19 protein-coding genes are annotated in these 22936 nt (G+C 37.8%); 1 reads left to right on the forward strand and 18 read right to left on the reverse strand.

Annotated features, from left to right (window positions below):
* Positions 1–4 precede the first annotated feature (4 nt).
* From HMPREF3230_RS01305 to HMPREF3230_RS01315, 3 genes are all read right to left on the reverse strand, one after another.
* The gene (locus tag HMPREF3230_RS01305) at positions 5–2533 is read right to left on the reverse strand and encodes a DEAD/DEAH box helicase (RefSeq protein WP_075523187.1); all 2529 of its coding nucleotides are present in this window, start codon (positions 2531–2533) and stop codon (positions 5–7) included.
* Between the two features lie 100 nt (positions 2534–2633).
* Complete coding sequence (gene der / locus HMPREF3230_RS01310; protein WP_075523188.1) at positions 2634–4823, reverse strand: bifunctional cytidylate kinase/GTPase Der; 2190 nt, start codon at positions 4821–4823, stop codon at positions 2634–2636.
* Entirely contained in the window at positions 4820–5593 is a 774-nt protein-coding gene (locus HMPREF3230_RS01315; protein ID WP_075523189.1) for a pseudouridine synthase, read from the reverse strand. Before HMPREF3230_RS01315 ends, der begins: the two co-directional genes overlap by 4 nt.
* A gap of 279 nt (positions 5594–5872) precedes the next feature.
* Here HMPREF3230_RS01315 and HMPREF3230_RS01320 point away from each other — a divergent pair, with 279 nt between their 5' ends.
* A complete protein-coding gene (locus HMPREF3230_RS01320) occupies positions 5873–6859 on the forward strand; it encodes an aquaporin (protein WP_075523190.1) in 987 nt (328 codons plus the stop codon).
* 217 nt (positions 6860–7076) lie between these two features.
* Here the strand turns inward: HMPREF3230_RS01320 and HMPREF3230_RS01325 are convergent, their stop codons facing one another.
* The 15 genes from HMPREF3230_RS01325 to HMPREF3230_RS01395 all read right to left on the reverse strand — a co-directional run bounded on the left by HMPREF3230_RS01325 (position 7077) and on the right by HMPREF3230_RS01395 (position 22851).
* Positions 7077–7403, reverse strand: coding sequence for a rod shape-determining protein RodA (locus HMPREF3230_RS01325; RefSeq protein ID WP_075523280.1), 327 nt, complete (start codon positions 7401–7403; stop codon positions 7077–7079).
* 405 nt (positions 7404–7808) lie between these two features.
* The gene (purH, locus tag HMPREF3230_RS01330; protein ID WP_103043017.1) at positions 7809–9482 is read right to left on the reverse strand and encodes a bifunctional phosphoribosylaminoimidazolecarboxamide formyltransferase/IMP cyclohydrolase; all 1674 of its coding nucleotides are present in this window, start codon (positions 9480–9482) and stop codon (positions 7809–7811) included.
* A 31-nt stretch (positions 9483–9513) separates the two neighbouring features.
* Complete coding sequence (locus HMPREF3230_RS01335) at positions 9514–11118, reverse strand: cell division protein PerM (protein ID WP_075523191.1); 1605 nt, start codon at positions 11116–11118, stop codon at positions 9514–9516.
* A gap of 92 nt (positions 11119–11210) precedes the next feature.
* On the reverse strand, positions 11211–11816 hold the full coding sequence (locus tag HMPREF3230_RS01340; protein ID WP_075523192.1) for an adenine phosphoribosyltransferase: 606 nt from the start codon (positions 11814–11816) through the stop codon (positions 11211–11213).
* A 252-nt stretch (positions 11817–12068) separates the two neighbouring features.
* On the reverse strand, positions 12069–12554 hold the full coding sequence (yajC, locus tag HMPREF3230_RS01345) for a preprotein translocase subunit YajC (RefSeq protein WP_075523193.1): 486 nt from the start codon (positions 12552–12554) through the stop codon (positions 12069–12071).
* A 59-nt stretch (positions 12555–12613) separates the two neighbouring features.
* A complete protein-coding gene (ruvB, locus tag HMPREF3230_RS01350) occupies positions 12614–13618 on the reverse strand; it encodes a Holliday junction branch migration DNA helicase RuvB (RefSeq protein WP_369803152.1) in 1005 nt (334 codons plus the stop codon).
* A 97-nt stretch (positions 13619–13715) separates the two neighbouring features.
* Positions 13716–14354 (reverse strand): Holliday junction branch migration protein RuvA, encoded by a 639-nt coding sequence (gene ruvA, locus HMPREF3230_RS01355; RefSeq protein ID WP_075523195.1) that lies wholly within the window; start codon positions 14352–14354, stop codon positions 13716–13718.
* A 136-nt stretch (positions 14355–14490) separates the two neighbouring features.
* Entirely contained in the window at positions 14491–15072 is a 582-nt protein-coding gene (gene ruvC, locus HMPREF3230_RS01360) for a crossover junction endodeoxyribonuclease RuvC (RefSeq protein ID WP_075523196.1), read from the reverse strand.
* Between the two features lie 6 nt (positions 15073–15078).
* The gene (locus tag HMPREF3230_RS01365; protein WP_075523197.1) at positions 15079–15837 is read right to left on the reverse strand and encodes a YebC/PmpR family DNA-binding transcriptional regulator; all 759 of its coding nucleotides are present in this window, start codon (positions 15835–15837) and stop codon (positions 15079–15081) included.
* 76 nt (positions 15838–15913) lie between these two features.
* A complete protein-coding gene (locus HMPREF3230_RS01370) occupies positions 15914–16558 on the reverse strand; it encodes a CDP-alcohol phosphatidyltransferase family protein (RefSeq protein WP_075523198.1) in 645 nt (214 codons plus the stop codon).
* A 202-nt stretch (positions 16559–16760) separates the two neighbouring features.
* Positions 16761–18791: a threonine--tRNA ligase gene (gene thrS, locus HMPREF3230_RS01375; protein WP_075523199.1), complete on the reverse strand. Its 2031-nt coding sequence runs from the start codon at positions 18789–18791 to the stop codon at positions 16761–16763.
* 170 nt (positions 18792–18961) lie between these two features.
* Positions 18962–19822, reverse strand: a complete 861-nt coding sequence (locus tag HMPREF3230_RS01380) for a metal ABC transporter permease (RefSeq protein WP_075523200.1) — start codon at positions 19820–19822, stop codon at positions 18962–18964.
* Positions 19822–20838 (reverse strand): metal ABC transporter permease, encoded by a 1017-nt coding sequence (locus HMPREF3230_RS01385; RefSeq protein ID WP_082266222.1) that lies wholly within the window; start codon positions 20836–20838, stop codon positions 19822–19824. The genes HMPREF3230_RS01380 and HMPREF3230_RS01385 overlap by 1 nt, the downstream gene beginning before the upstream one ends.
* A gap of 5 nt (positions 20839–20843) precedes the next feature.
* Entirely contained in the window at positions 20844–21626 is a 783-nt protein-coding gene (locus HMPREF3230_RS01390) for a metal ABC transporter ATP-binding protein (protein WP_075523201.1), read from the reverse strand.
* Between the two features lie 40 nt (positions 21627–21666).
* Complete coding sequence (locus HMPREF3230_RS01395) at positions 21667–22851, reverse strand: metal ABC transporter solute-binding protein, Zn/Mn family (RefSeq protein WP_075523202.1); 1185 nt, start codon at positions 22849–22851, stop codon at positions 21667–21669.
* Positions 22852–22936 lie beyond the last annotated feature (85 nt).

Consider the following 22936-nt stretch of genomic DNA (forward strand, 5'->3'; position numbering starts at 1 on the left):
AATGCTATACATGCGACACACTGTAGTCAAAGAACACAACTTCGCCTGTATCTTGTGTAGCATCTAAATCTACAATTCCAGTAATAGCCCAATTATGATCGCCATCTGAATCATCGATTATCTGTCGAACTTTCCAAGTATGTTCACTTTTCTCTAATGAATCATCCAAAATAAACAAGTCACCACTACGAGCTTTAGCATCAATACCAACATACTCGTGATCCTCATAGTATTCATCAAGAACATCATTCCACTCGTGAACACCATAACCCCAAGCTTTATCAAGCTCACCAAGAGTATCAGAATCTTCTAGATCCATAAGTTGAACTCTACGAAACATAGCATTTCGAATAAGAACAATAAGTCCTCTTCGATCTTCAACCACAGATTCTGAAGTTGATGGAGCTGCCGTAGTTACAGCATTAGCTTCAGCATCCGATCCACCTGCACTCTCCCACTCATCAAGCAAACTAGAATCAATAGAACGCACAACAATGCGAAGCCAAGAAATAATATCTCGCAATTCATCATTAAGCTTGTCTTTTGGCACAGTACGCGCAAGAGAACGGTAAGCATCTGAAAGATAACGCAACAACGTTCCTTCACTTCTAGCAATGCCATAACGCGAAATATAACCATTAAAATCGCAAGCCGTTTCGACCATATCTCGAAGAACAGATTTAGGCTTAATCCAATAATCATTAGCCCAAGGAACATCATTACGATATTGCAAAAAAGCAGGAGTTAGCAAATCCTCAAGTGGCTTAGGATAGCTAACTTCAGCTAAACGCTCCATGCGCTCTTCATAATCAATGCCATCATCTTTCATAGAGGACATAGCTGCATCGCGCGCTTTACGCTCCTGCGAGCGCAAAACAGGCTTAGGATCATCTAAAGTAGATTCAACAATAGAAATAACATCAAGAGAGTAACTTTGAGACTCTGGGTCAAGAAGTTCTAAAGCAGCAAGCAAAAATGGAGAAAGCGGCTGATCTAGCGCAAATCCTTCTGGAATAGTAACGTCAAGCTCATAATCATAAGTTCCATCTTGACGCTTAAAACATTCAATTACTTTTGTATCTAATAAAGTTTGGAAAATATTATCGCACCTCTCAAGAAGTTTCTCTTTATCTTGTATCTTTTGCGCACTATCTTCAATAAGTTTTTCTACTCTAGCGCGAGCATCCCCACCTTGAGCAACTTCATTCAACACCATTGAGTGAGTAACAACCATATGAGGATTCAACGTTTCAGGATTACTTTCAATAAGCTTATTAAACGTTTGCTCGCTCCAGACAACAAATCCTTCTGGAGCTTTCTTTCTCTTAACTTTTTTAAGCTTTTTAGGATCATTTCCAGCTTTTGCAACAGAGCGAGCATTCTCAATCTCGAACTCTGGAGCCTCTGCAACTACTAAGCCCTCAGTATCAAATCCCATTCTGCCTGCACGGCCTGCAATTTGATGAAATTCACGAGCGCGAAGTTTACGACTACGATTTCCATCAAATTTTGTAAGAGAAGTTAAAACAACAGAGTGAATTGGCACGTTAATTCCAACACCTAAAGTATCTGTACCACAAATAACAGGAAGTAATCCTTGCTGCGCTAACTGTTCAACAAGTCTACGATAGCGCGGAAGCATGCCTGCATGATGCACACCAACACCAGTTCTTAAAATTCTTTGCAAAATTTTTCCAAAACCTGTAGTAAATTTTGTGCCTTTAATAGCTTGTGCGATTTTATCGCGCTGTTCTTTACTTGAAACTCCTGTACTAGCGAGTGCTTGAGCAGTTTCAAGAGCTGAATCTTGCGAAAAATGTACTACATAGATTGGTGTTAAACCTTTATTAAATAATAATTCAACAGTTGTAGCAAGAGGCTTATCAGTGTACTCATATTCAAGCGGAATTGGTCTAGGAGCGTTCGCAATAATATCAACGCTTCGTCTTGTTGTTTTCTCTAAGCGCTCAGCAATATCTGTTACATCTCCAAGAGTTGCACTCATAAGTAAAAATTGAGTGTTAGCTAGTGTTAGTAGCGGCACTTGCCAAGCCCATCCGCGCTCTGGATCTCCATAATAGTGGAATTCATCCATTGCAACGCAATCAACTTCAGCGTTTGCACCTTCTCGTAAAGCTTGGTTCGCTAATATTTCTGCAGTGCAACAAATTATTGGAGCATCTGTGTTAATATGCGAGTCACCTGTGATCATACCAACATTATCTCGACCAAAAATCGATACTAAATCGAAGAATTTTTCAGATACAAGTGCCTTGATTGGAGCTGTATAGTATGAGCGTCTGCCTGTTGCAAGTGCAGCAAAATGCATTCCAAGTGCAACTAATGATTTTCCTGAACCAGTTGGAGTGTTTAAGATTACATGATCTCCTGCAAGTAAATCCATAATGGATTCTTCTTGATGCTGCCACAAATCTACATGCTTATTAGTTTTAACCCAATCAACGAATGCTTGAAAAATTTCATCTTCGCTAGCATGATGCAAATCAAGAGCTAACTCGCTTAACACAGTCATATTTCACCTTTACCCCACGCTTTATGAAATATTTATTTTGCAAAATTAGCAAGTGGATATCACGCAAATTACATCACACAATATCCACTTATTTTATTTGCTATTTACGTTTCTTCTTATCTCTAACTTTCACAGAGATTTGAATTGGTGTTCCTTCGAATCCAAATTCTTCGCGCAAAGACCTCTCAATAAAACGGCGGTAACTATGCTCAAGGAATCCTGTTGCAAAAATCACAAAACGAGGAGGCTTAGTTGAAGCTTGTGTTGCAAACAAAATTCGCGCTTGTTTTCCGCCACGAAGAGGATGAGGATGAGCAGACTGAATACGTCCTAAGAAAGCGTTTAATTTTCCTGTAGGAATACGCTTATCCCAACTGTTTAAAGCAGTTCGCATAGCGCGCGCAAGACGATTTGTATGCCATCCAGTTTTTGCAGAAAGATTAACACGCTCAGCCCAAGTTACACGATCAAATTCAGTTTTCCACAAGCGTTCCATACGTTGTCTTGAAAACTCATCCATTAAATCCCACTTGTTAAACACAAGCACGATTGATCTACCTGCATCTACCGCTTGGCTCATAACTTTCAAATCCTGCTCTGCAATAGGCTGAGAAGAGTCAAAAAGAATTAAAGCAAGTTCACAGCGCTCAATTGCAGCTTGCGTACGAAGTGAAGAATAGTATTCTGCTCCAGTAAGCTTATGCGGTCTTCTCTTAATGCCAGCAGTATCAATAAAAAGCCAGTCTTCGCCATCAACTCGCACAACTTCATCAATAGGGTCACGAGTAGTTCCAGCTAAATCGTTTACAACAGCACGTTCTTCATTAGCTAAATGATTTAAAAGCGACGATTTACCAACGTTTGGACGCCCGACTAAAGCAACTCTACGAAGACCTTGCGGAGTTAAGAATCCAGAAGTTTTATTAGCTTTCTTCAAAGATGCAAGAGCTGCGTCAAGCAAATCACCAACGCCTCTTCCGTGCATTGCAGAGATTCCATATGGCTCACCCATTCCAAGCTTCCAAAACTCTGCAGTCAAATACTCACTTCTAGCATCGTCAACTTTGTTAACAGCCAACGTAATAGGTTTTCCTGCAGCGCGAAGAAGAGAAACAATACGCTCATCTGTTGCTGTTAAACCAACTTGACCATCGACTAGAAAAATAATAGCATCACTTAAGCGTACAGCTACTTGAGCTTGCTGAGCTATAGAGGAATCTATACCTTCAACGTCAGCTTCCCATCCTCCAGTGTCAACCAACTTAAAGTTAGTTCCAGCCCATTCAGCATCGTAACTTACTCGATCACGAGTCACACCTGGAGTATCTTCAACAACTGCAACTCTGTGACCTAAAATTCTGTTTACTAGTGTTGATTTTCCAACATTTGGCCTACCAATTACGGCGATTACACCAACAGCCTGAGAATCCTTTTGCTCGTCACTACCTGCAAAATCTCCGCTAAGAAGCTCACGATCTTCATCGTCAAGATCATAACCTTCAAGATTTGCTACATAACGATCATACTCATCCTGCTCAATAGCATCATCAACTATTCCAACAAGAGCATTCAAAGTTTCATCAAACGTTAAATCAGAATTATCAAGCGTTGTAACACCATCTGCAGCTGAGAGAAAACTCGTAACTTTAGAATCTTTAGCATCGCGAGCGCTAATATTGTCTTCTTCAGATTCATTATTTTGCAAATTGGCTTGCGAAATATCTTGTTTATTTCTTCTAGCTTGACGCACATCTTCTCTAGCTGTAAGCAATACTCGAACTTGAGCATTAGGAGCTACAACAGTAGTGATATCGCGGCCTTCTGCAACTATTCCTTCACCTTTAGAAAAAGAGTCTTCTTCTGACTGTTCAGCAATATATGCACGCTGAGCAGCAATAAGCATTCTGCGAACTGAAGGTATTGAAGAAACAGTAGAAACAGTAGAAGAAACTTCGCAAAGACGCAATTTATCGCTAATATCTTCACCATCAACTACAACTATAGGATTTTCAGGATCAACGTTAAACTTCACATGATCATCTGTAAATAACTCACCAACAGATTCAACTATTTTGTTAAAACGCTCAATATCCGCAGAATTTGTTGGCTTACCTTCTTCGTCTAAAGAAAGTTGTTCACTTAGATCAATACCTTTCTTCAAACACCACCATGCAGCAGCTCTATACATTGCACCTGTATCTAAATACGCAAAACCATAGTATTTAGCTAAAGCACGAGAAGTTGAAGATTTACCTACTCCTGCTGGCCCATCAATAGCTACACAAATCACAGACCAACCTCCTTAGAAAGCGAGCGCACTTCAGTTTGCGAAAGCACACGATAAGATCCAGCTTTTAAATCCCCGAGTTTAATAGGACCTATTTGTGTACGAACTAAGCGCTTTACAGGAAAACCTACAGCACCAAAAATTCTGCGTACTATACGATTTTTACCAGAGTGCAATACAACTTTTACAATTGTCGTATCATGATTTTGATCGATTATTGCACAACGATCTAATTTAATCCAACCGTCTTCAAGATTAACACCTTGTGAAACTAAACGTCTGCACACAAGACCGTTAATTTTTCCTTCTACTGTTGCAATATAAGTTTTCTCAACTTCATATTTTGGATGCATAACATGCTGGCTTAACTCACCATCATTAGTCATTAAAATAAGACCTTCAGAATCGTAATCTAAACGACCCATATGAAAAATTCGATCGTATTTGTCACCAACAATATCTCTGAGCGTAAATCGACCTTTAGGATCATCCATTGCGCTTAAAACACGCTTCGGCTTATGTAACGCAAGTGTCACAAGTTTTGTATTAAATTTAACTCGCGAACCATCAACACGCACTTTTTGACGCTTAGGATCAACTCTTGTACCAAGTGTTGTAACTAGCTCATCATCAACTTCAACACGACCATCTAGAATAATTTCTTCACACTTGCGGCGTGAACCAAATCCCGCTTCAGCAAGTAGCTTTTGCAGTCGAATGGCGTTTGTGGCTTCTTGTTGCGCCTGATTGGCGCGGGAATATGCGTTTGGCATCGTTCTCCCAACGTGACCTCAAGAATAGTAACTCTTTGCATTATTTGCATTATTTGCATTATTCATATCTATAAATATCAGCAAATAGTGCAACAGAACTACTACTCATAAACATGATTTTTATTATTTTTAATTATATTTGTAATTATATTTGTAATAATTTCATTAAAAATATGAAATTATCATGAGTTTCTATATTAGCCTATGGCATAGCCGTGATACTATAGCAATCGTTTAACAATCGCGCGAAATATCGCACATTAGAAAGTTAGGATTTTTATGGACACTATAGATTCAAAAAAATCACCAAATAAAATCGATATTTTAACTCGTTTTGGTGTAGAATTTATTGGAACTGCTTTTATAACTTTTACAATTTACTTCTTCTCAACTATTATTTTTGTTTTCAACAGTCTTAACACGTCCTTAACTGGAGTTGGAGTTCTTTTTACTGTTGTTACAACAGCAATCGCATACGCTGCAGTACTTGGAACTTTCGGAAGAATTTCAAACGGGCATTTTAATCCTGCAATAACTATTACTTCTATACTTATTGGCAGAAGCCGTCTTATTGAATTACTTTACATCGTAGCTCAAGTATTAGGATCAATATTCTCAGCTTTAGTTCTTATTTTGATTCTCCCTCATTCAAATTCTTTACCGATTAAAACATGGTTCTCTTCAGTAGCAAACGGCTATGGAAGCTCTTCTATGTCTGCAAACCTGCTTAAGAGCGTAAATCTATCGTTTGAAGTTACTACAGCTATAGTAATAGAAATAATTGCAGTTATCTTAATTGTTTCAGCTTATATTATTTTGACTAAAAATAATGGAAAATACAAAAAGAATTTCTCAAGCACAATGGGTATTGTTTACGCATTAGGCGCTTTGATTACGTACCCTATTACAGGAGTCGGATTAAATCCTGCTCGCTCAACTGGTATTGCATTTGTAATAACTTGCAATATGCTGAAATTCAAGTCTTTCAAAGTATTCACCCAAACACTTCTCGAATCTCCATCAAGTAAATTATGGGTATTCTGGGTAGCGCCTATTTTTGCATCTGCAATCGTTGGACTTGTAATATTACTTGGCAAATTGATAAAAGACTATTCAATGAATACAGTTGCAAACGTAAGTGATGCAAATTCAAATTTGCGTATCGAAGAATTAGATTCATCAGCAAACAATGAACTATTCTATGACGCTAAATCTAGCGATACTAAAGATAGCAACACTGAAACAAACGAAGATAAGTCTAACTAAGTTAGATTAAACTAAGTTAGATAAAATTGAGATAGCAAAAGTCGCTAAAATTCTCAAAAACGAAATTAGCCATTAGATATTTAAGTATCTAATGGCTAATTTAATATTTACTTTATCTAAAATCTCTATTTAAAAAATACAGTGCAATTAAATAATCAAATCAGTTTAATAAATCGCATAACTTAAACTAAACTAAAACTTATTAAATAGCGTTTAATTAGAAGAATAGCGTAATAGAAAAATATGTTATAAGCAATCCAACACCTAAAAATATTGAAATCACAGAATCAAATAAAACACTTCTTACTTTCCAGGGGCTGCGTTTTTGAAGAATTATTCGCATAATTCCAAGAACTATAGAAGTCACAGAGATAATAACAGTAGCAATCAATGTATATCCACAAAAAGCTAATAGAGCGCATAAAACAACTAAGCACGCTACAATCCACTCTGCGTAAGGCTTACCTTCCTTTTTCTCAGAAACATAAGGATGAGTATTATTTGATTGCGCTTCATCTTTCACTATCTTATTTAAATGCTTCATAGGATTGCCACTTACCATATTTTTATAATTTTTATTCTCTAACAATTATGCATAACAATTACGCCTAACAATTTATGCATATTATACTTTTACAACAAGATACAGAATACAATATGTTGTAAATCTATAAATCAACAAAACGAAAATCTATAAAGCAAAAACAACAAAAAATTAGGTTAGTACAACCCAAAAATTATATAAATTAAAATAAAATCACTAAAGTAGAAATATATAAAATAATCGGGTGTCGAAAAGATTCGCGCTGAAATATGCTCTCTTAAATAAGCAATATCAACTAGAAACTACCAACACCCGAAAAACTAATTCTACAAACTAATTTTACAAACTAATTCTACAAACTAATTTTACAAACTAATTTTTAAGAGTATTTTTCTTTCATGCTTTTTAATGGAAGAAGTGACGAGTACCAGTAACGTACATTGTCACTCCGGCATTACGCACAGCTTCAAAAACTTCATCATCGCGAATAGATCCACCTGGCTGAACAATTGCACGAACTCCAGCATCAATAAGAATCTTAGGACCATCAGCAAATGGGAAGAATGCGTCAGAAGCAGCTACAGATCCGCGCGCTCGCTCAACTCCATCAGCTAAAGTATTTGCACGTTCAACAGCAAGATTACAAGAATCAACTCTATTTACTTGTCCCATTCCAATACCAACAGTTGCATTGTTATTAGCTAACAAGACAGCATTTGATTTTACGCAACGAAGAGAACGCCACGCAAAGAACAGATCTCGCATAGTATCAACATCTGCTGGATCTCCAGAAACAAGCTTCCAATTTTCTGGACTATCACCTTTATCATCAATCAAATCTGCGGTTTGAACTAACGCACCACCATCAATTGGATGAAGTTGCAAACCAAAAACAGGCGGTTTAGCAACTTTCAAAATCCTAAGATTCTTCTTTTTAGTTCGCAATAATTCTAATGCTTCTGGATCATAATCCGGAGCTACAATTACTTCTGTAAAAATAGGACGAACACTTTGCGCCATTTCAAGAGTAACAGTCGTATTAGTAGCTATAACACCACCATAAGCACTAACAGGATCACAAGCATGAGCTTTTTTATGAGCCTCAGCCGCACTTTCGCCAATCGCCAATCCGCAAGGATTGTTATGTTTGCAAACAGCAACAGCGATTCGCGGAGCAAAATCCCACACAGCACGCCAAGCTGAATCAGCATCAACATAATTGTTGTAACTCATAGGTTTTCCACCTAAAAGTTCAGCTTGCGCTAATCCACCTTTTCGCAAAGGATCTACATATAATCCAGCTTGTTGATGAGGATTCTCACCATATCGCAAAACATTTTCTATGCGATACGTGCGAGTAAAATCATGCGGCATAATCGAATTATTCTCATGAGTTTCTTGATCCTTCAAAGACTCATCACATAAACTCTCAGGCTTTAGCCAATTATCACTAGTCCATTGAGAAATAGCAGCATCATATGCAGCAGTATGAGCAAAAGCCTTACGAGCTAAGTATTTTCTCTCATCCAAGCTAAAACCTTCACCTGAAAGCACTCTTTGAGCAAGCAAAGTATAATCATTTGGATCTGTTATAACAGCTACTGTCGCATGATTCTTTGCTGCAGCGCGAATCATAGAAGGTCCGCCTATGTCAATTTTTTCAATAATTTGAGATTCATTTCCACCGTTTTTAACAGTGTCTACGAAAGGATAAAGATTAACAACTACTGCATCAAAAGGATCAATATTTAAATCTTTAAGCTGACGAACATGTTCAGCATTATTCATATCAGCTAAGATACCAGCATGAATATGAGGATCTAAAGTTTTTACTCGACCATCCAAGCTTTCTGGGAAACCTGTAACTGTAGAAACTTCAACAACATGAACACCTAATTTTTCAAGATATGCAGCTGTTGAACCTGTAGATACCACCTGAGTACCTTCGTGAATAAACGCTTTTGCAAGCGTATCAAGTCCCTCTTTACGAAACACTGAAACCAGTACTCGTTTGATTGACCGTTTACCTGTGGTTATCAGCACATCTGCCTCTGATTCATGGCGCTGTATCTGTTGCACGGCGGTCTTCCCTCCTTATATTGGATGAGGTTTATTCTTTTACAGTCTTCGAGCGTACTGTTCTAGGAACATTATGCTTTGAAGACAAAGGTGGATTATCAGATGATTCTTTAGAAGCATCTTCATTATTATTTTCGCGTGACTTAAACGAACTATTAGTATTACTCAAACTACTCAAACTATTAGTATTACACGAACTGCTTGAACTATTAGCATTACTCAAACTGTTTGAGCTACTCGAATTGCTTGAAGTACTCAAACTGTTAGAACTGTTAGAACTGTTAGAGCCACTCGAACTTTTTTCACTAGTATTACTTGAAGAACTAATAATAGTTTTTTCTTCATCTGAAGCTGAAGAATTGATTTTATTATCATCTTTATGAGGAAAATATTTATTCTTAATAAAGTCTAATAAAAGACGAATTAAGCATAATAATACGATTCCAATTAAAGAAACAAGCCATGCTGAAATAAAAGGCAACAAAGTAGATTGGCCAACAGCATGAACACTTTCAATAATATTAACACCTACATTCTTAAGGCGATATTGCCCAAGAGAACCATTACAACAATTAAAAATAATTGTCATAACAATTGTTGTACATGATGCAATAGCAACTAAGCAGACAGCAGAAAACGAAAAATCGATAAAAGTTTGCTTATAATCAATCTTATTTGAACTACAACGCAAACGTATATTGCATCCATTTTTAAGGAATAATATAAATAAAGCACATATAAACATGGATACAGGAATCGCACCTAATATCAACAATTGTTGTAAATTCCCCGTGACAGCATGCGGAAATATTCCAAACACTGGAACTGGAGGAATTTGTTTATAAGATGCATGATTCAGTGCAAAAGAAGCAACGCTGCCAAACGAAAAACCTGCACCACATATCCATGACAAAATCCATAAAACAACATTAGGTAGCCACGCTAAGCAAGCAATAGTAGTCAGAATTCTAGAACCTTGTTGCATATCTAAAGTCACAAAATACGACTCAACGTTTTCAGCACCCAACACAGAGAAAAGTACAATAAAAACACAAGAAACTACAGCATAAACAATTACTACAGCTAAAGTACCAATTATTGAAAGTCTAATAGCTTTACAAGCAATAGAAGGAATATATTTTTTAATCCAATCTTTAACAAAATTCATAATTTTACTATTTGGAATTACAGCAAATAGTAAAGAAATTATGTATATAACAGAACTTTTTACTAATAATATTGGAAGTGAGTCTAACAATTCAATAGAAGTATTACGCGAAATAATTCCATTTAAAATAATCCAACAAACTAAACCAATAATATAAACAGGTATGCTTCCTTTAAAACGACTAATAAGCCAAGACATAAATGCTATAAGTAGAAAAGTTAATCCAAGCGGAATTATAGTTAAAATGAAACCATCAAATCCTAGCCCAACACCTTGAGCAAGCATTAAAGTGGCACAAGTAATAGACATAGCAGAATCAGAAAAATTACCTGTTCCTTCTTCTATAGAAATAACAAGTAATGTTAAAGACAAAAACAATCCGATTGTTAATGCAAACACAATCATAGTAATAATAGGAGATGCAATTCCTTTAAGGAAAGTTATAACATAAGATTTTAATCTTTCCATAATTGCCTCCGAATACTACAAACTATTCCTATTTTCTTCGGTCGCATTCGAACAAATCCAACAACCTACTATTTTTATATTATAAATAAAATCTACGCTGGCATAGTCATTAAACTTGAACAATTATATGATCTCAAATCATCCATACCGCTGATACCAGTAAGTTCCATTACAAAAGAGAAACCTGCAACAACGCCGCCAGAGCGTTCAATCAATTTTGCAGCAGCTTTAGCAGTTCCACCTGTAGCAATCAAATCATCAACAATTAGAACTCTTTGACCAGGCTTAACAAGATTACACTCAATCTCAATTTTAGCTTCACCATATTCTAAAGAATAAGATTCACTAATAACATCAGGAGGTAATTTACCTGCTTTACGAACAGCTATAAAACCCTTGCCTAATCGCGCAGCAAGAAGAGGGCCAAATAAAAATCCTCTAGCTTCTAATCCTGCTACCAAATCAAAAGAATCCACTGGAACAGGCAAAGCATCAATAAGAGAATTTACTAATATATTCATTCCACGAGTAGAAGAAAATATAGGGAGAAAATCACGGAATATAATATTTGGACTAGGAAATCCTGGAACAGTACGAATCAGAGAAGCCAAATATTGAGAATCTTCTTTGCTTATTGTTTTAAGTGGCTTTACTGTTATATCAGCTGTTTTGCCCGCTTTTACATCCGATATTTGCATAATCCTACTATTCTTTTCTCTCAAACATTTTGATGAAAACAATTCATATATATAAACTAATGAAAAATACTGGTTTTAGTATGCATTTATTCTCACAATTGGAATCAAACAGCATTATTGTTTCAACTTTCAACAACCGTATATTAAAACTCTTAACTTTTAATCAATTGGCATTAAAACGAAGTGAAATAATGCTGAAAATTCAGATATACTTTATGCTTTTATTAAGATTGTAAGAATTATTAGTTCCTACTATTCTTCCTCGCGCACAGTATTGTCATCATTAGAATCTTCAATAGATTCATCTTTACTAGTTTTATTAGTTACTTCTAAGCTAGATTCTATTTCATTAGATTCATGAGTATTTTCTGAAGAGTTTTCAGCATTCTTATTAGAATCCTCTACATTGGACTCTACATTGGAATCTGCTTTATCGTCTTCAGACTCTTCATCGCTAATAAAAGCAGGACGTGTATATTCTCTATTCACAGCGCGGAATGAGAATCGCAATAAACTTCCTTCAGAATCAATAACGATTTCCTCATACTTCGTATCCACGCTAACAACTTTTCCAATAATGCCACCAATAGTGATAACTTCAGTACCAGGTTTCAAAGAATCATAGAATGAACGTGCTTCAGCTTGACGTTTTTTCATGCTTCTCGATTGGAAGAACAATAAGCCAATAGCAAAAACCAAAAAAATAATAAGACCATAGTTATTAAAGATTGAAGGCACAACTAACTCCTTAAATATCCAACCCTAAGACGGGCGAAATGCCGTCCAAAATGATTATTTTAAAATAGCGAGCTGACATTATCAGGCTCTTTTAAACCTAAATGTTTCCAAGCTTTAGGCGTTGCAACACGACCTTTAGGAGTTCTAATTAAGAATCCTTCACGAACTAAATACGGCTCACAAACTGTTTCAACGGTTTCTGATTCCTCACCAACCATTGCTGCAAGATTATTAAGCCCAACAGGACCTCCATTAAATTGGCAAACAATAGCCTTTAGTACAGAAATATCTAAACGATCAAGCCCTTGAGTATCAATCTGATACAAAGATAACGCTTCTATTACATCATCACAATTAACTTCTTTAAGATTGTGAACAATAGCCCAATCTCTAACACGTCTTAGCAAACGGTTTGCAATTCTAGGAGTTCCTCTAGAGCGGACAGCAAGCTCTTTAGCTGCTTGATTTTGAAGCTTTACTCCAAGAACAGACGAAGAACGCTTAACAAGCTTTTCCAACTCTTCGTGTGGGTAAAAATCCAAATGCGCAGTAAAACCAAAACGCGCTCGCAATGGAGAAGGAAGCATACCCTCTCTAGTGGTCGCACCAACTACTGTAAAACGTGGAAGAGTTAAAGGTATAGAAGACGCTCCCGGACCTTTACCAACCATAACATCAACGCGGAAATCTTCCATAGCAATATAAAGCAATTCTTCAGCAGCACGCGGCAACCTGTGAATCTCGTCAATAAATAATACTTCTCCTTCATCAAGAGAACTCAAAATTGACGCTAAATCACCTGCATGCTGAATAGCAGGACCAGAAGTAATACGAATAGGAACTTGCAATTCGTTAGCTACAATCATTGCAAGAGTAGTTTTACCTAAACCTGGAGGACCAGCTAAAAGCATGTGATCAGGCGGAACGTCACGTTTTTTCGCAGCATCTAAAAAGAGTTGCAACTGAGCTTTTAAAAGAGGCTGTCCAATAAAACCTTCTAAAGCGTGCGGACGAAGCTCCTCATCGCTAACTTGCTCATTTCCTAAAGAAGATGAAGAAACCATACGCAATGATTCTTCAGCAACGCCAGTATTTACCGCAGAAGTATATTCATCACTCACTTCAACTCCCCCAATACTTTATAATTATTAAGCAACATAATCATCTACCCCTATCTAGCAAAGTCAATGCCATGCGCAAAACATTAGGCATATCTGCTTCAGTTATAGGAGCAACAATATTATTTTCAGCACAAACTTGTTCAACAGCTTTTTGAGCGTCTACTTGGCGCCAACCAAGAGATACAAGACCATAAATAACAGACTGCTTTGCGGAATCAACATTCTTATTTTGCAACTTAGAAGTATCACTAGTATCACTATTATCACTAGCAAATAAAGCAGAATCAAGCGACCCTTTAAGTTCCAAAATAATCTTCTGAGCACCCTTCTTACCTAAACCAGGAGCAGATGAAAGCGAAGTTACATCCCCATCCGCAATTGCTTTAACTAAACGATCAACATTAAGAGTTGAAAGTAAAGAAAGAGCTACTTTAGGACCAATACCACTAACTTTTTGAACTTGCAAAAACATGCGTTTAGCTGCTTGAGATGTAAAACCATATAAAGTTATTGCATCCTGAGAAACTTGCATTGACGTGTAAATGCGAACTTCCTGCCCTTCATGCAAAGAAGACAAATCTTGAGACGACATATAAGTTTCGTAGCCAACTGACGAAACAAGAATAAGCGCAGTACGAGAATCAACTGACACAACTTGCCCAACAAGCATACCAATCATAAACGCTCACCTTCGTCTTCTAAGAACTTGTAAAACCATCTAAAAGCCGCCACAATCGCAACAAAACAATTACAACAAAAGTTGCAACAAACATTCTGAAAACAATCGCAGTAGAACATCTGTTCTATTTTGTATACTACATGCCTCGAGCGACACTTGATTTGCAGCGTGCCGCGCGCGAAGCTAAAGCCCATTGTTTCTGGGCATTTGTTAGATGCTGCTCTCGCTCTCCTCCTTGCAATGCTCCAGATGGACGAAGAGCATGACAAATAGCTTGAGCTAAGGCATCAGCAGCATCAGCTGGAGTTGGCAAAACATTAAGACCAAGAAGGCGCGCAACCATACGCTCAACTTGCTTTTTTTCAGCTTTTCCATTACCAGCAACCGCAAGTTTTACTTCAGTAGGAGTATGTAAAGCAACTGGAATATTTCGCTGAGCAGCAACAAGCATAGCAATACCTGCTACTTGAGCAGTGCCTAGAACAGTATTACGATTCTCTTGAGCAAACACTCTCTCAATAGAAACAACGTCTGGAGAAAAACGCTCAATCTTTTCAACTAGACCATTGTAAATCTTTAATAGTCGCAAATCCTGAGAAAGATCCGGATCAGATCTCAACACATCGACGTGAATAAAAGAAAGCCGACGCGAAACGCCGGCTTCAATCACGCCAACCCCACAGCGAGTAAGCCCGGGGTCAACGCCAAAAATCATCATATGAAACTATTCTGCTTCCTCAAGCTGAGCCATAACTTCATCAGATGCAGTCCAATTACTATAAATATTCTGGACATCATCAAGGTCATCAAGATTATCAATCAAACGAGAAACCTTTTGAGCATCTTCAAAACTTAGCTCAACTTCATTATTCGGATGCATAATAATATCTGCAGAATCGTAATCAAAACCGGCTTCTTGCAAAGCTTTACGAACTGTTACTAAATCACTTGGATCAGTGTATACAGAATACACATCGCCGTCATCAGCAACATCTTCAGCACCAGCAACAGCAGCAACCTCGAAAAGCTTATCGTAATCAACGCCTTCAGAGGAAACCTCAATCAAGCCTTTACGCTCAAAGTTGAAACTCACAGAACCAGTTGTTGCCAAAGAACCATTACCTTTAGTAAGAGTAGAACGAACGTCAGCAGCAGCACGATTTCTATTATCTGTGAGGCATTCAATAATTAAACCAACGCCTGCAGGAGCATAGCCTTCGTAAACAATCTCCTCATAGTTTGCGCCGCCAGCTTCCTCACCAGAGCCACGCTTAACAGCGCGCTTGATGTTATCGGCAGGCATAGAAGCCTTTTTAGCTTTAACGATGGCATCATACAATGTTGGATTACCATCAGGATCGCCACCCCCCAAACGTGCAGCGATTTCAATATTCTTAATAAGCTTAGCAAAAAGCTTACCACGCTTAGCGTCAATAGCAGCTTTCTTATGCTTTGTGGTCGCCCACTTGGAATGACCTGACATGATGCTCCTAACAAATGTACAGTTATACAAACGTGACGATTTTAATGCACTTTAGCGACAAATCTTATTATTATTTTTATTTAAGACCTTGTTTTACTTCAATAATTCTCTGAACAACGGTCACAATACCACCAATAGAAAGCAATATCATAGCGCAACTTAGCCAAAAAAGCTGATTAGTTAAACCAGAAATAGCCATAGAAATAAGTATCACAGCAACTCGATCAGCTCTAGTAATCAATCCACTTTTAGGATCAACTGAAATTGACTGACCGCGAGCGCGAGTATACGAAGTTACGAAAGCTGCCATTAGAGCAATTGCGCAACTAAGTAAACCAATATATTTTAATGAAATTCCAAGTACAGATGGAAGGAAAATGCATACGTAAGAATTTTTAGCACGATACAAGCAAATCCCTATTGCAACAAATAATGACCAATCTGCAATGCGATCAAGAGTTGAATCAAGGAATGCACCGAATTTTGTACCACCAGTTGTCAATGATGCAACAGAGCCATCTAAACCATCTGCAAGTACAAAAATAGTAAGTAATATAGTTCCTACAATAAGTTGACCCGTAAAAGCCGTCACAAATGCTGTAACAACTACTGCTAACGTGCCAACAATTGTTACAGAATTAGCACTTACACCTAAGCGAACTAGCAATTTTGCAACCGGAGCAATAATGCGCTTAAAGCCACTTCGCAATGATTCCAACATTAAATGAAACCTTCCTAGCTCATTCACAAGTAAAACTTGTGTTCAGTTAACACTTTTATAGTACCGTGAGTATGTAAGAAAATAGCAAAAAGATAGCAAAAAGATAGCAAAAGCCCACACAACGTTAAGAAGCGTGGGCTTTTGTTATTTAAGATTCAACTTATACAAAAGATTAAGCTATTTATTAAGTTAGATAACTTAATCATTTAGTATAGCGCTCGAAATCTTCAGAAGTATTCACCTGAACGCGCTGCTTAATAATGGATAAAATCCACTCTTTAGCTTGCTGGACAGGAACACCATTCAATTGGCTACCATCGCGGAATCGGAAGCTAACAGCATTATTATTAACATCCTCTTCGCCAGCAATAATAGTGAATGGCACTTTAGATTTAGAAGCATTACGAATCTTCTTACCAAAGCGATCGTCAGAACTGTCCATTTCGCAACGAACCATATTCTCTTCCAAATCACTAATAAACTTTTGCAAATGCGGAGCAAACTCGTCTGCAACAGGAACACCAGTTACTTGCACTGGAGCAAGCCATGCTGGGAATGCGCCTGCATAATGCTCAAGCAAAATAGCAAAGAAACGCTCAATAGATCCAAAGAGTGCACGGTGAATCATAACAGGGCGCTGATGGCTACCGTCAGCTGCAATATACTCCAACTTAAAGCGCTCAGGCAAGTTGAAATCAAGCTGAATAGTAGAAACCTGCCAAGTACGTCCGATTGCATCGCGCGCTTGCACTGAAATCTTAGGACCATAGAATGCAGCTCCACCTGGATCGTCAACGAGTTCCAAACCAGACTCTTTAGCAACCTCAGCTAAAGTGCTAGTTGCTTCTTGCCAAATCTCATCAGAACCAACAAACTTGTGCTCATCTTTAGTAGAAAGCTCCAAATAGAAATCATTCAAACCAAAGTCTTTAAGAAGACCAAGCACAAAGTTAAGCAAGCTCTTTAACTCATCACGCATCTGTTCACGAGTGCAATAAATATGCGAATCATCTTGAGTTAATCCGCGCACACGAGTTAAACCATGAACAACACCAGACTTTTCGTAACGATATACAGTACCAAACTCGAACAAGCGCAAAGGAAGCTCACGATAAGAACGCTGACGCGATTTGAAAATCAAATTATGCATTGGGCAATTCATTGGTTTCAAATAGTAATCAGCACCTTGACGAGTAACGTTACCATTTTCGTCACGTTCTTCATCAAGTTTCATCGGAGGATACATTCCATCCTTATACCATTGCAAATGGCCTGAAGTTTCATACAAACCACCTTTAGTAATATGAGGAGTTTGCACAAAGCTATAATGATGCTTGCGATGCTGCTCTCTAGAATAATCTTCCATTGCGTTAATAATCGCAGCACCCTTTGGATGGAATACTGCCAATCCTGGGCCAATCTCATCTGGGAATGAGAACAAATCCATCTCTTGACCAAGCTTACGATGATCACGCTTAGCAGCTTCTTCCATACGAGTTGTATAAGCCTTAAGCTCTTCCTTGCTAGGCCATGCAGTGCCGTAAATTCGCTGAAGCATAGGATTATGCTCAGAGCCACGCCAGTAAGCAGCAGCAACACGCTCAAGCTTAAAAGCTTTAATATAACGCGTGTTTGGCAAGTGAGGACCTCTGCACAAATCGCTCCAGACTTTATTGCCTTCGCGATCCAAGTTGTCGTACATGCTAAGCTCATGCTTGCTGATTTCTCCAGAGGCAGCAGGATCAAGAGCAGCTTCTTTATCTTCAATCAACTCCAACTTATAAGGTTGATTTGCTTCTTCAGCTCGCGCTTCATCTTCAGTTACAACGCGGCGATGGAAGGATTGCGACTCTTTAATAATGCGCTGCATATGCTTTTCGATTTGCTTCAAATCGTCCGGAGTAAACGGAGTATCAACATCGAAATCATAGTAGAAGCCGTCTTTAATTACAGGACCTACGCCCAACTTTGCGTCTGGTCGAATTTCTTGAACAGCTTGAGCCATCACGTGAGTAGCGGAATGACGCATGATTGCGATGCCATCTTCACTATCAAGAGCCACTGATTCCACGGTATCGCCATCATGCAGAGGCGTGTACAAATCACGCAACTCTCCATTTAAACGCACAGCAATAATATTTTTATCTTCCGCGAAAAGTTGTACGCCAGTGAAGCTTGCATCCACCTCCTTGCGTTCCTCGTTTACTGTGATGGAGATGGTATTTTCAGCCATAATTGTCCTTTTCTATCGGGGTCTTGCGTTACTAATGTGCAGACCTGGACTTGCGTGGCGTCGAATTTAATGCGGTTAAATTTTAAGATTAAATCGCTAAACGACGTCAATCATGCGCATTGTTCACGCACAATTCATTGATACTCTATGACACTCTTAAGACTTAAATATTACGCTGATTTAATTTGTTTCTTAAATACACTAAAAACAAACCATTCACTAAATTTCATAATCAAGAAGAAAGATCCAGCAACAATTGCAATAGTTCCTCCTGCAGAAAGCTTTAAGATTACTGATAACGCTAATCCAACAAGCGATATAAAAATAGATGAAATTACGCAAGTAAAAACAAACTTGTTTATAGAAGATATCCTATTCTTCAAAGCTGCAGCAGGAGCAGCAATCAAAGATACAGACACAACAGTTCCAACAGCAGGAATAATAACCGAAACTGTGATAATAATTAACGCCAATACAACAACTTGCATTAAACCATATCTTCCACCGGATGCTTTGTAATCAATAGGATCAAATGAGCAATGAATAAGATTAGAACAATTAAAACTCCATACACCTAAAGCAATTACAAAAGACAATATAGCTAAAGTCACATCAACTGGAGTGCAATTAAGTAACGAACCTGTTAAAAATCCTTCAATTTTAAGAGGCAAGGGAGAAAACCATTTGTTTAGAAAGTATCCACTAGCAAAACCAACAGTCAAAGTTATTCCTGCAGCAGCTTGAGAAGATATACCTTTTAATTTAGAAACAAAATGCATAACAAGAGAAAGAAAAATACAAGATAAAGTTGCACCAATAAAAAGACCTGTAGACATCACATTTTGATCAATTGTGTACAAAGATGTACAAACAACGCCAAGTACAGCTCCAGGAAAAGCTGCATGCGTAATAGATTCTGTAAAAAATACGCGCTGATTTAGCAATGCTAAAGACCCTACTAATCCACATAAAGCTCCTACAGCAATTGCTTCTACAATAGGAAGCGCAATAATTTGCCAAATACTTACCATTACTTGCACATACCTTTATTAAAATCAGATTCACTAGAGCAAGGAACACTAGAACTATCTGCACTATCTGCACTATCTGCACTAGTTTCATTTTCTTTAAGTACACGATGAACTTTATTTCTATTAGAATCCAACATTGCACAGAAAACTCTATAGAAGAATCTAAAGATCAACACAATTACAAACATCGCACACATACTTAAAGCAACAGCAGCTTGCGGAGAAATAGGATGATCAAGCTCAAGATTCATAACATACATTCCAAGAATCACACCTAAAATACCGACAGTAATAGCAACAGCAACCATTCGTCCTACAGTTCTAGATACCAATCGAGCACTAGAAGCAGGAATTACAAGATATCCAATAACAAGTAAAACGCCGACAGCAGAAGATGCTGAAACTACAACAGCAGCAATACCAACATTTAACACAATATCTACAAGCAAAGTATTTGCACCCATAAGAGGTGAGGAAGCTCTATCAAACGCAACTATAATTTGCTTCTTCCAAGTTGCTAGAAGAACAACAATTGCAAATAAACAAATCCAGATAGCTTGACTCATGCGCTCATTTGTAACATCAAGAAGTCTACCAAACATAAGCGCTTCAAGCTGGCCAGACATATCTCCTTTTTTAAGAGAAATTACAACACCTAGAGCGAAAAAAGTAGTTAAAACAGTAGCAATAATAGACTCATTTATACGAGTAGAACGAGAAGCCCAAACTAGTGCAGCAACCAAAAAGATCGCACATATTGAAGCTCCCGGAATAATTTGACTTATTCCACCATATAAAGCACCAACCACAATTCCTGGAAAAATTCCATGAACTATCGCTTCAGCATTAAACTCTGCACATCGTAAATTCACGAATACTCCAACAATTCCACTAGCTATAGATAGAACTAGAAGCAAGCAAAAAGGACGGAAAATGTAAGGCGCAGATGCAATAAAGTCAAAGCCGGGTATTGATTCAAGAACTTTTCTTAACGACTCAACTAATTGTGCAAGCATATGTGTCAGACTTCTGTAATTTTGGAAATTTGCGGGAAATCGGATTTAGAATCACTAATCTTAGAATCCTCTTCAGCTAGCTTATAAAGCGTAAGACCAGCACTATCAGCAGGAATACTTCCACCGTAAGCAATAGAAATATTCTCTTTAGTCATTACTTCATGAAGAGATCCAAAAGCAACCTGACGCCCAGCTAAAAGCAAAGCTTTTTCGCAAATCGCATCAGCAATAACTAAATCGTGAGTTGAAACAACAAACGAAATACCATCTTTTTTAGCTGATTTCATTATGTTAAGTAATTCTTTACGATTTGGCTCGTCAAGCCCATTAAAAGGCTCATCAAGTAATATAAGCGTTGGATGTGCAACAATAGCTCTAGCAAGCAAAATTCTCTGGCGTTGACCTCCTGAAAGATCACCGAATCTTACATCAGCTCTATTAAACAATCCAACATGTTTAAGAGCGTCCTCAACAGCTTTTTTCTGATCTTTTTTAAGCAAACCAAGAAATCCTGTTTTCCTACTTAAGCCCATAGCTACAACTTGACGTGCTGTAATTGGAAAAGTCAAGTCTAAATCTACTTGCTGAGGAACATAACCAATAGATATATCTTTTGGCATACTCAATTCGCCACGACTTACACGTACAATACCAATAATAGCTTGCAAAAACGTTGTTTTTCCAGAACCATTAGGACCTATTAAAGCCAAAGCTTCACCAGCTTGTACATTGCCGTTAATCCCAGTCACAACAGTTTTATAACCGTACGCTAGGTCGCAATTCTTCATTGCAAGGACGCTCTTACTCAATTTTTTGCCTTTATATAGTTTACTTCTTTAATGAATCACTAACTGACTCCGGAAGGTCTGGAACCTTACCATTCCATGCATTTACAAGAGTTTTAACATTGTGAACAATAGAACCAATGTAAGTTTCACCATCAGATCCAACAGGTCCTAAAGAATCACCATAAAGCGCATCATCGCCGATAATAGCTTTAACACCTGCAGCAGAAGCAACAGCCTTAATAGATTTCGAATTATTTGAGTTTTCAGCAAACAATGCTACAGCACCAGACTTCTTAACATCTTCTGCAGCTTTCTTTATATGGTCTGCTGTAGCATCTTGCTGACTATTGAAATCAGAAAGTGCAGCACCAATAAACTTCACATTATAATCACGCGAGAAGTATCCAAATGCATCATGAGAAGTGAAGAGTACACGATGCTCTTTAGGAACACTATTCAGAGCTTGCGTTGCCCAAGAATCCAAATCAGTTAAAGACTTAACAAACTTTTCAACATGCTCGTCAAAAATAGACTTGCTTTCCGGAAGAGCTTTACCAAGGAAAGCGCCGATATTTTTAACTTGAATCATCGTATTCTTAGTGCTAGTCCAAATATGTGGATCATATTGGAATTCAGGTTCTTTCTCGCCCTCTTCTGGAGGGAATGGCCACTTTTCAGCATGAACCTTCGCGATTCCACGATCTACTTTGTAAGGAAGATTCTTTTCTTTTGCAAGTTCTCCATTAAGATCTTTAATTTCGCTTGCTGTGAGAATTCCAGAAGTTACACCCATCGTACCTTTAAAGCCAGTTGCTTCAACAGCTTGATCCAAGAAATGCTCAAGATCAACGCCTGAAACAAGCATTAAATCTGCTTTAGAAAGAGCTTTAGACTGAGATGGAGTCATTTCATGCTCATGAGCAGAAGCATTCGGAGCAAGCAAGCAAGTCAAGTTAATAGTTGATTTTGCTTTATCTTTAGGCGCTCCTATTACAGACTTCTTACCTTGAGAATCAGTCTTATTAAGACTTAGTCCAGAATTTGCATCTGCAGTAGATGCAATTTGAGTAACATAATCACAAATTTGTGTAGTAGTAGCAACAACATTTACTTGATTTCCACTTGCTTTTTGATCCGTAGTTTTAGTAGAAGATCCGCAAGCACACATACTTAATGTAACCAACGCAGCTGTAGCAACAGTTGCAAAAATTCGTGCAGTTTTCACAATTTTCCTTTCGGGAAGTTACGCTATTCGCGCTTTAAATCTCTAGTCAGTTTTACTGTAGTCAGTTTTAAATTCTGTTTTATTA

Source organism: Gardnerella vaginalis (assembly GCF_001563665.1).
Taxonomy (GTDB): Bacteria; Actinomycetota; Actinomycetes; order Actinomycetales; family Bifidobacteriaceae; genus Bifidobacterium; species Bifidobacterium vaginale_A.

What these genes read in the sequence shown, in the direction of transcription:
- HMPREF3230_RS01305 (WP_075523187.1), bottom strand. Translation starts at nt 2,533, where the DNA reads ATGACTGTGTTAAGCGAGTTAGCTCTTGATTTGCATCATGCTAGCGAA.
- HMPREF3230_RS01315 (WP_075523189.1), bottom strand. Translation starts at nt 5,593, where the DNA reads ATGCCAAACGCATATTCCCGCGCCAATCAGGCGCAACAAGAAGCCACA.
- HMPREF3230_RS01320 (WP_075523190.1), top strand. Translation starts at nt 5,873, where the DNA reads ATGGACACTATAGATTCAAAAAAATCACCAAATAAAATCGATATTTTA.
- HMPREF3230_RS01325 (WP_075523280.1), bottom strand. Translation starts at nt 7,403, where the DNA reads ATGAAGCATTTAAATAAGATAGTGAAAGATGAAGCGCAATCAAATAAT.
- HMPREF3230_RS01335 (WP_075523191.1), bottom strand. Translation starts at nt 11,118, where the DNA reads ATGGAAAGATTAAAATCTTATGTTATAACTTTCCTTAAAGGAATTGCA.
- HMPREF3230_RS01340 (WP_075523192.1), bottom strand. Translation starts at nt 11,816, where the DNA reads ATGCAAATATCGGATGTAAAAGCGGGCAAAACAGCTGATATAACAGTA.
- ruvB (WP_369803152.1), bottom strand. Translation starts at nt 13,618, where the DNA reads ATGGTTTCTTCATCTTCTTTAGGAAATGAGCAAGTTAGCGATGAGGAG.
- ruvA (WP_075523195.1), bottom strand. Translation starts at nt 14,354, where the DNA reads ATGATTGGTATGCTTGTTGGGCAAGTTGTGTCAGTTGATTCTCGTACT.
- ruvC (WP_075523196.1), bottom strand. Translation starts at nt 15,072, where the DNA reads ATGATGATTTTTGGCGTTGACCCCGGGCTTACTCGCTGTGGGGTTGGC.
- HMPREF3230_RS01365 (WP_075523197.1), bottom strand. Translation starts at nt 15,837, where the DNA reads ATGTCAGGTCATTCCAAGTGGGCGACCACAAAGCATAAGAAAGCTGCT.
- HMPREF3230_RS01370 (WP_075523198.1), bottom strand. Translation starts at nt 16,558, where the DNA reads ATGTTGGAATCATTGCGAAGTGGCTTTAAGCGCATTATTGCTCCGGTT.
- thrS (WP_075523199.1), bottom strand. Translation starts at nt 18,791, where the DNA reads ATGGCTGAAAATACCATCTCCATCACAGTAAACGAGGAACGCAAGGAG.
- HMPREF3230_RS01380 (WP_075523200.1), bottom strand. Translation starts at nt 19,822, where the DNA reads ATGGTAAGTATTTGGCAAATTATTGCGCTTCCTATTGTAGAAGCAATT.
- HMPREF3230_RS01385 (WP_082266222.1), bottom strand. Translation starts at nt 20,838, where the DNA reads ATGCTTGCACAATTAGTTGAGTCGTTAAGAAAAGTTCTTGAATCAATA.
- HMPREF3230_RS01390 (WP_075523201.1), bottom strand. Translation starts at nt 21,626, where the DNA reads ATGAAGAATTGCGACCTAGCGTACGGTTATAAAACTGTTGTGACTGGG.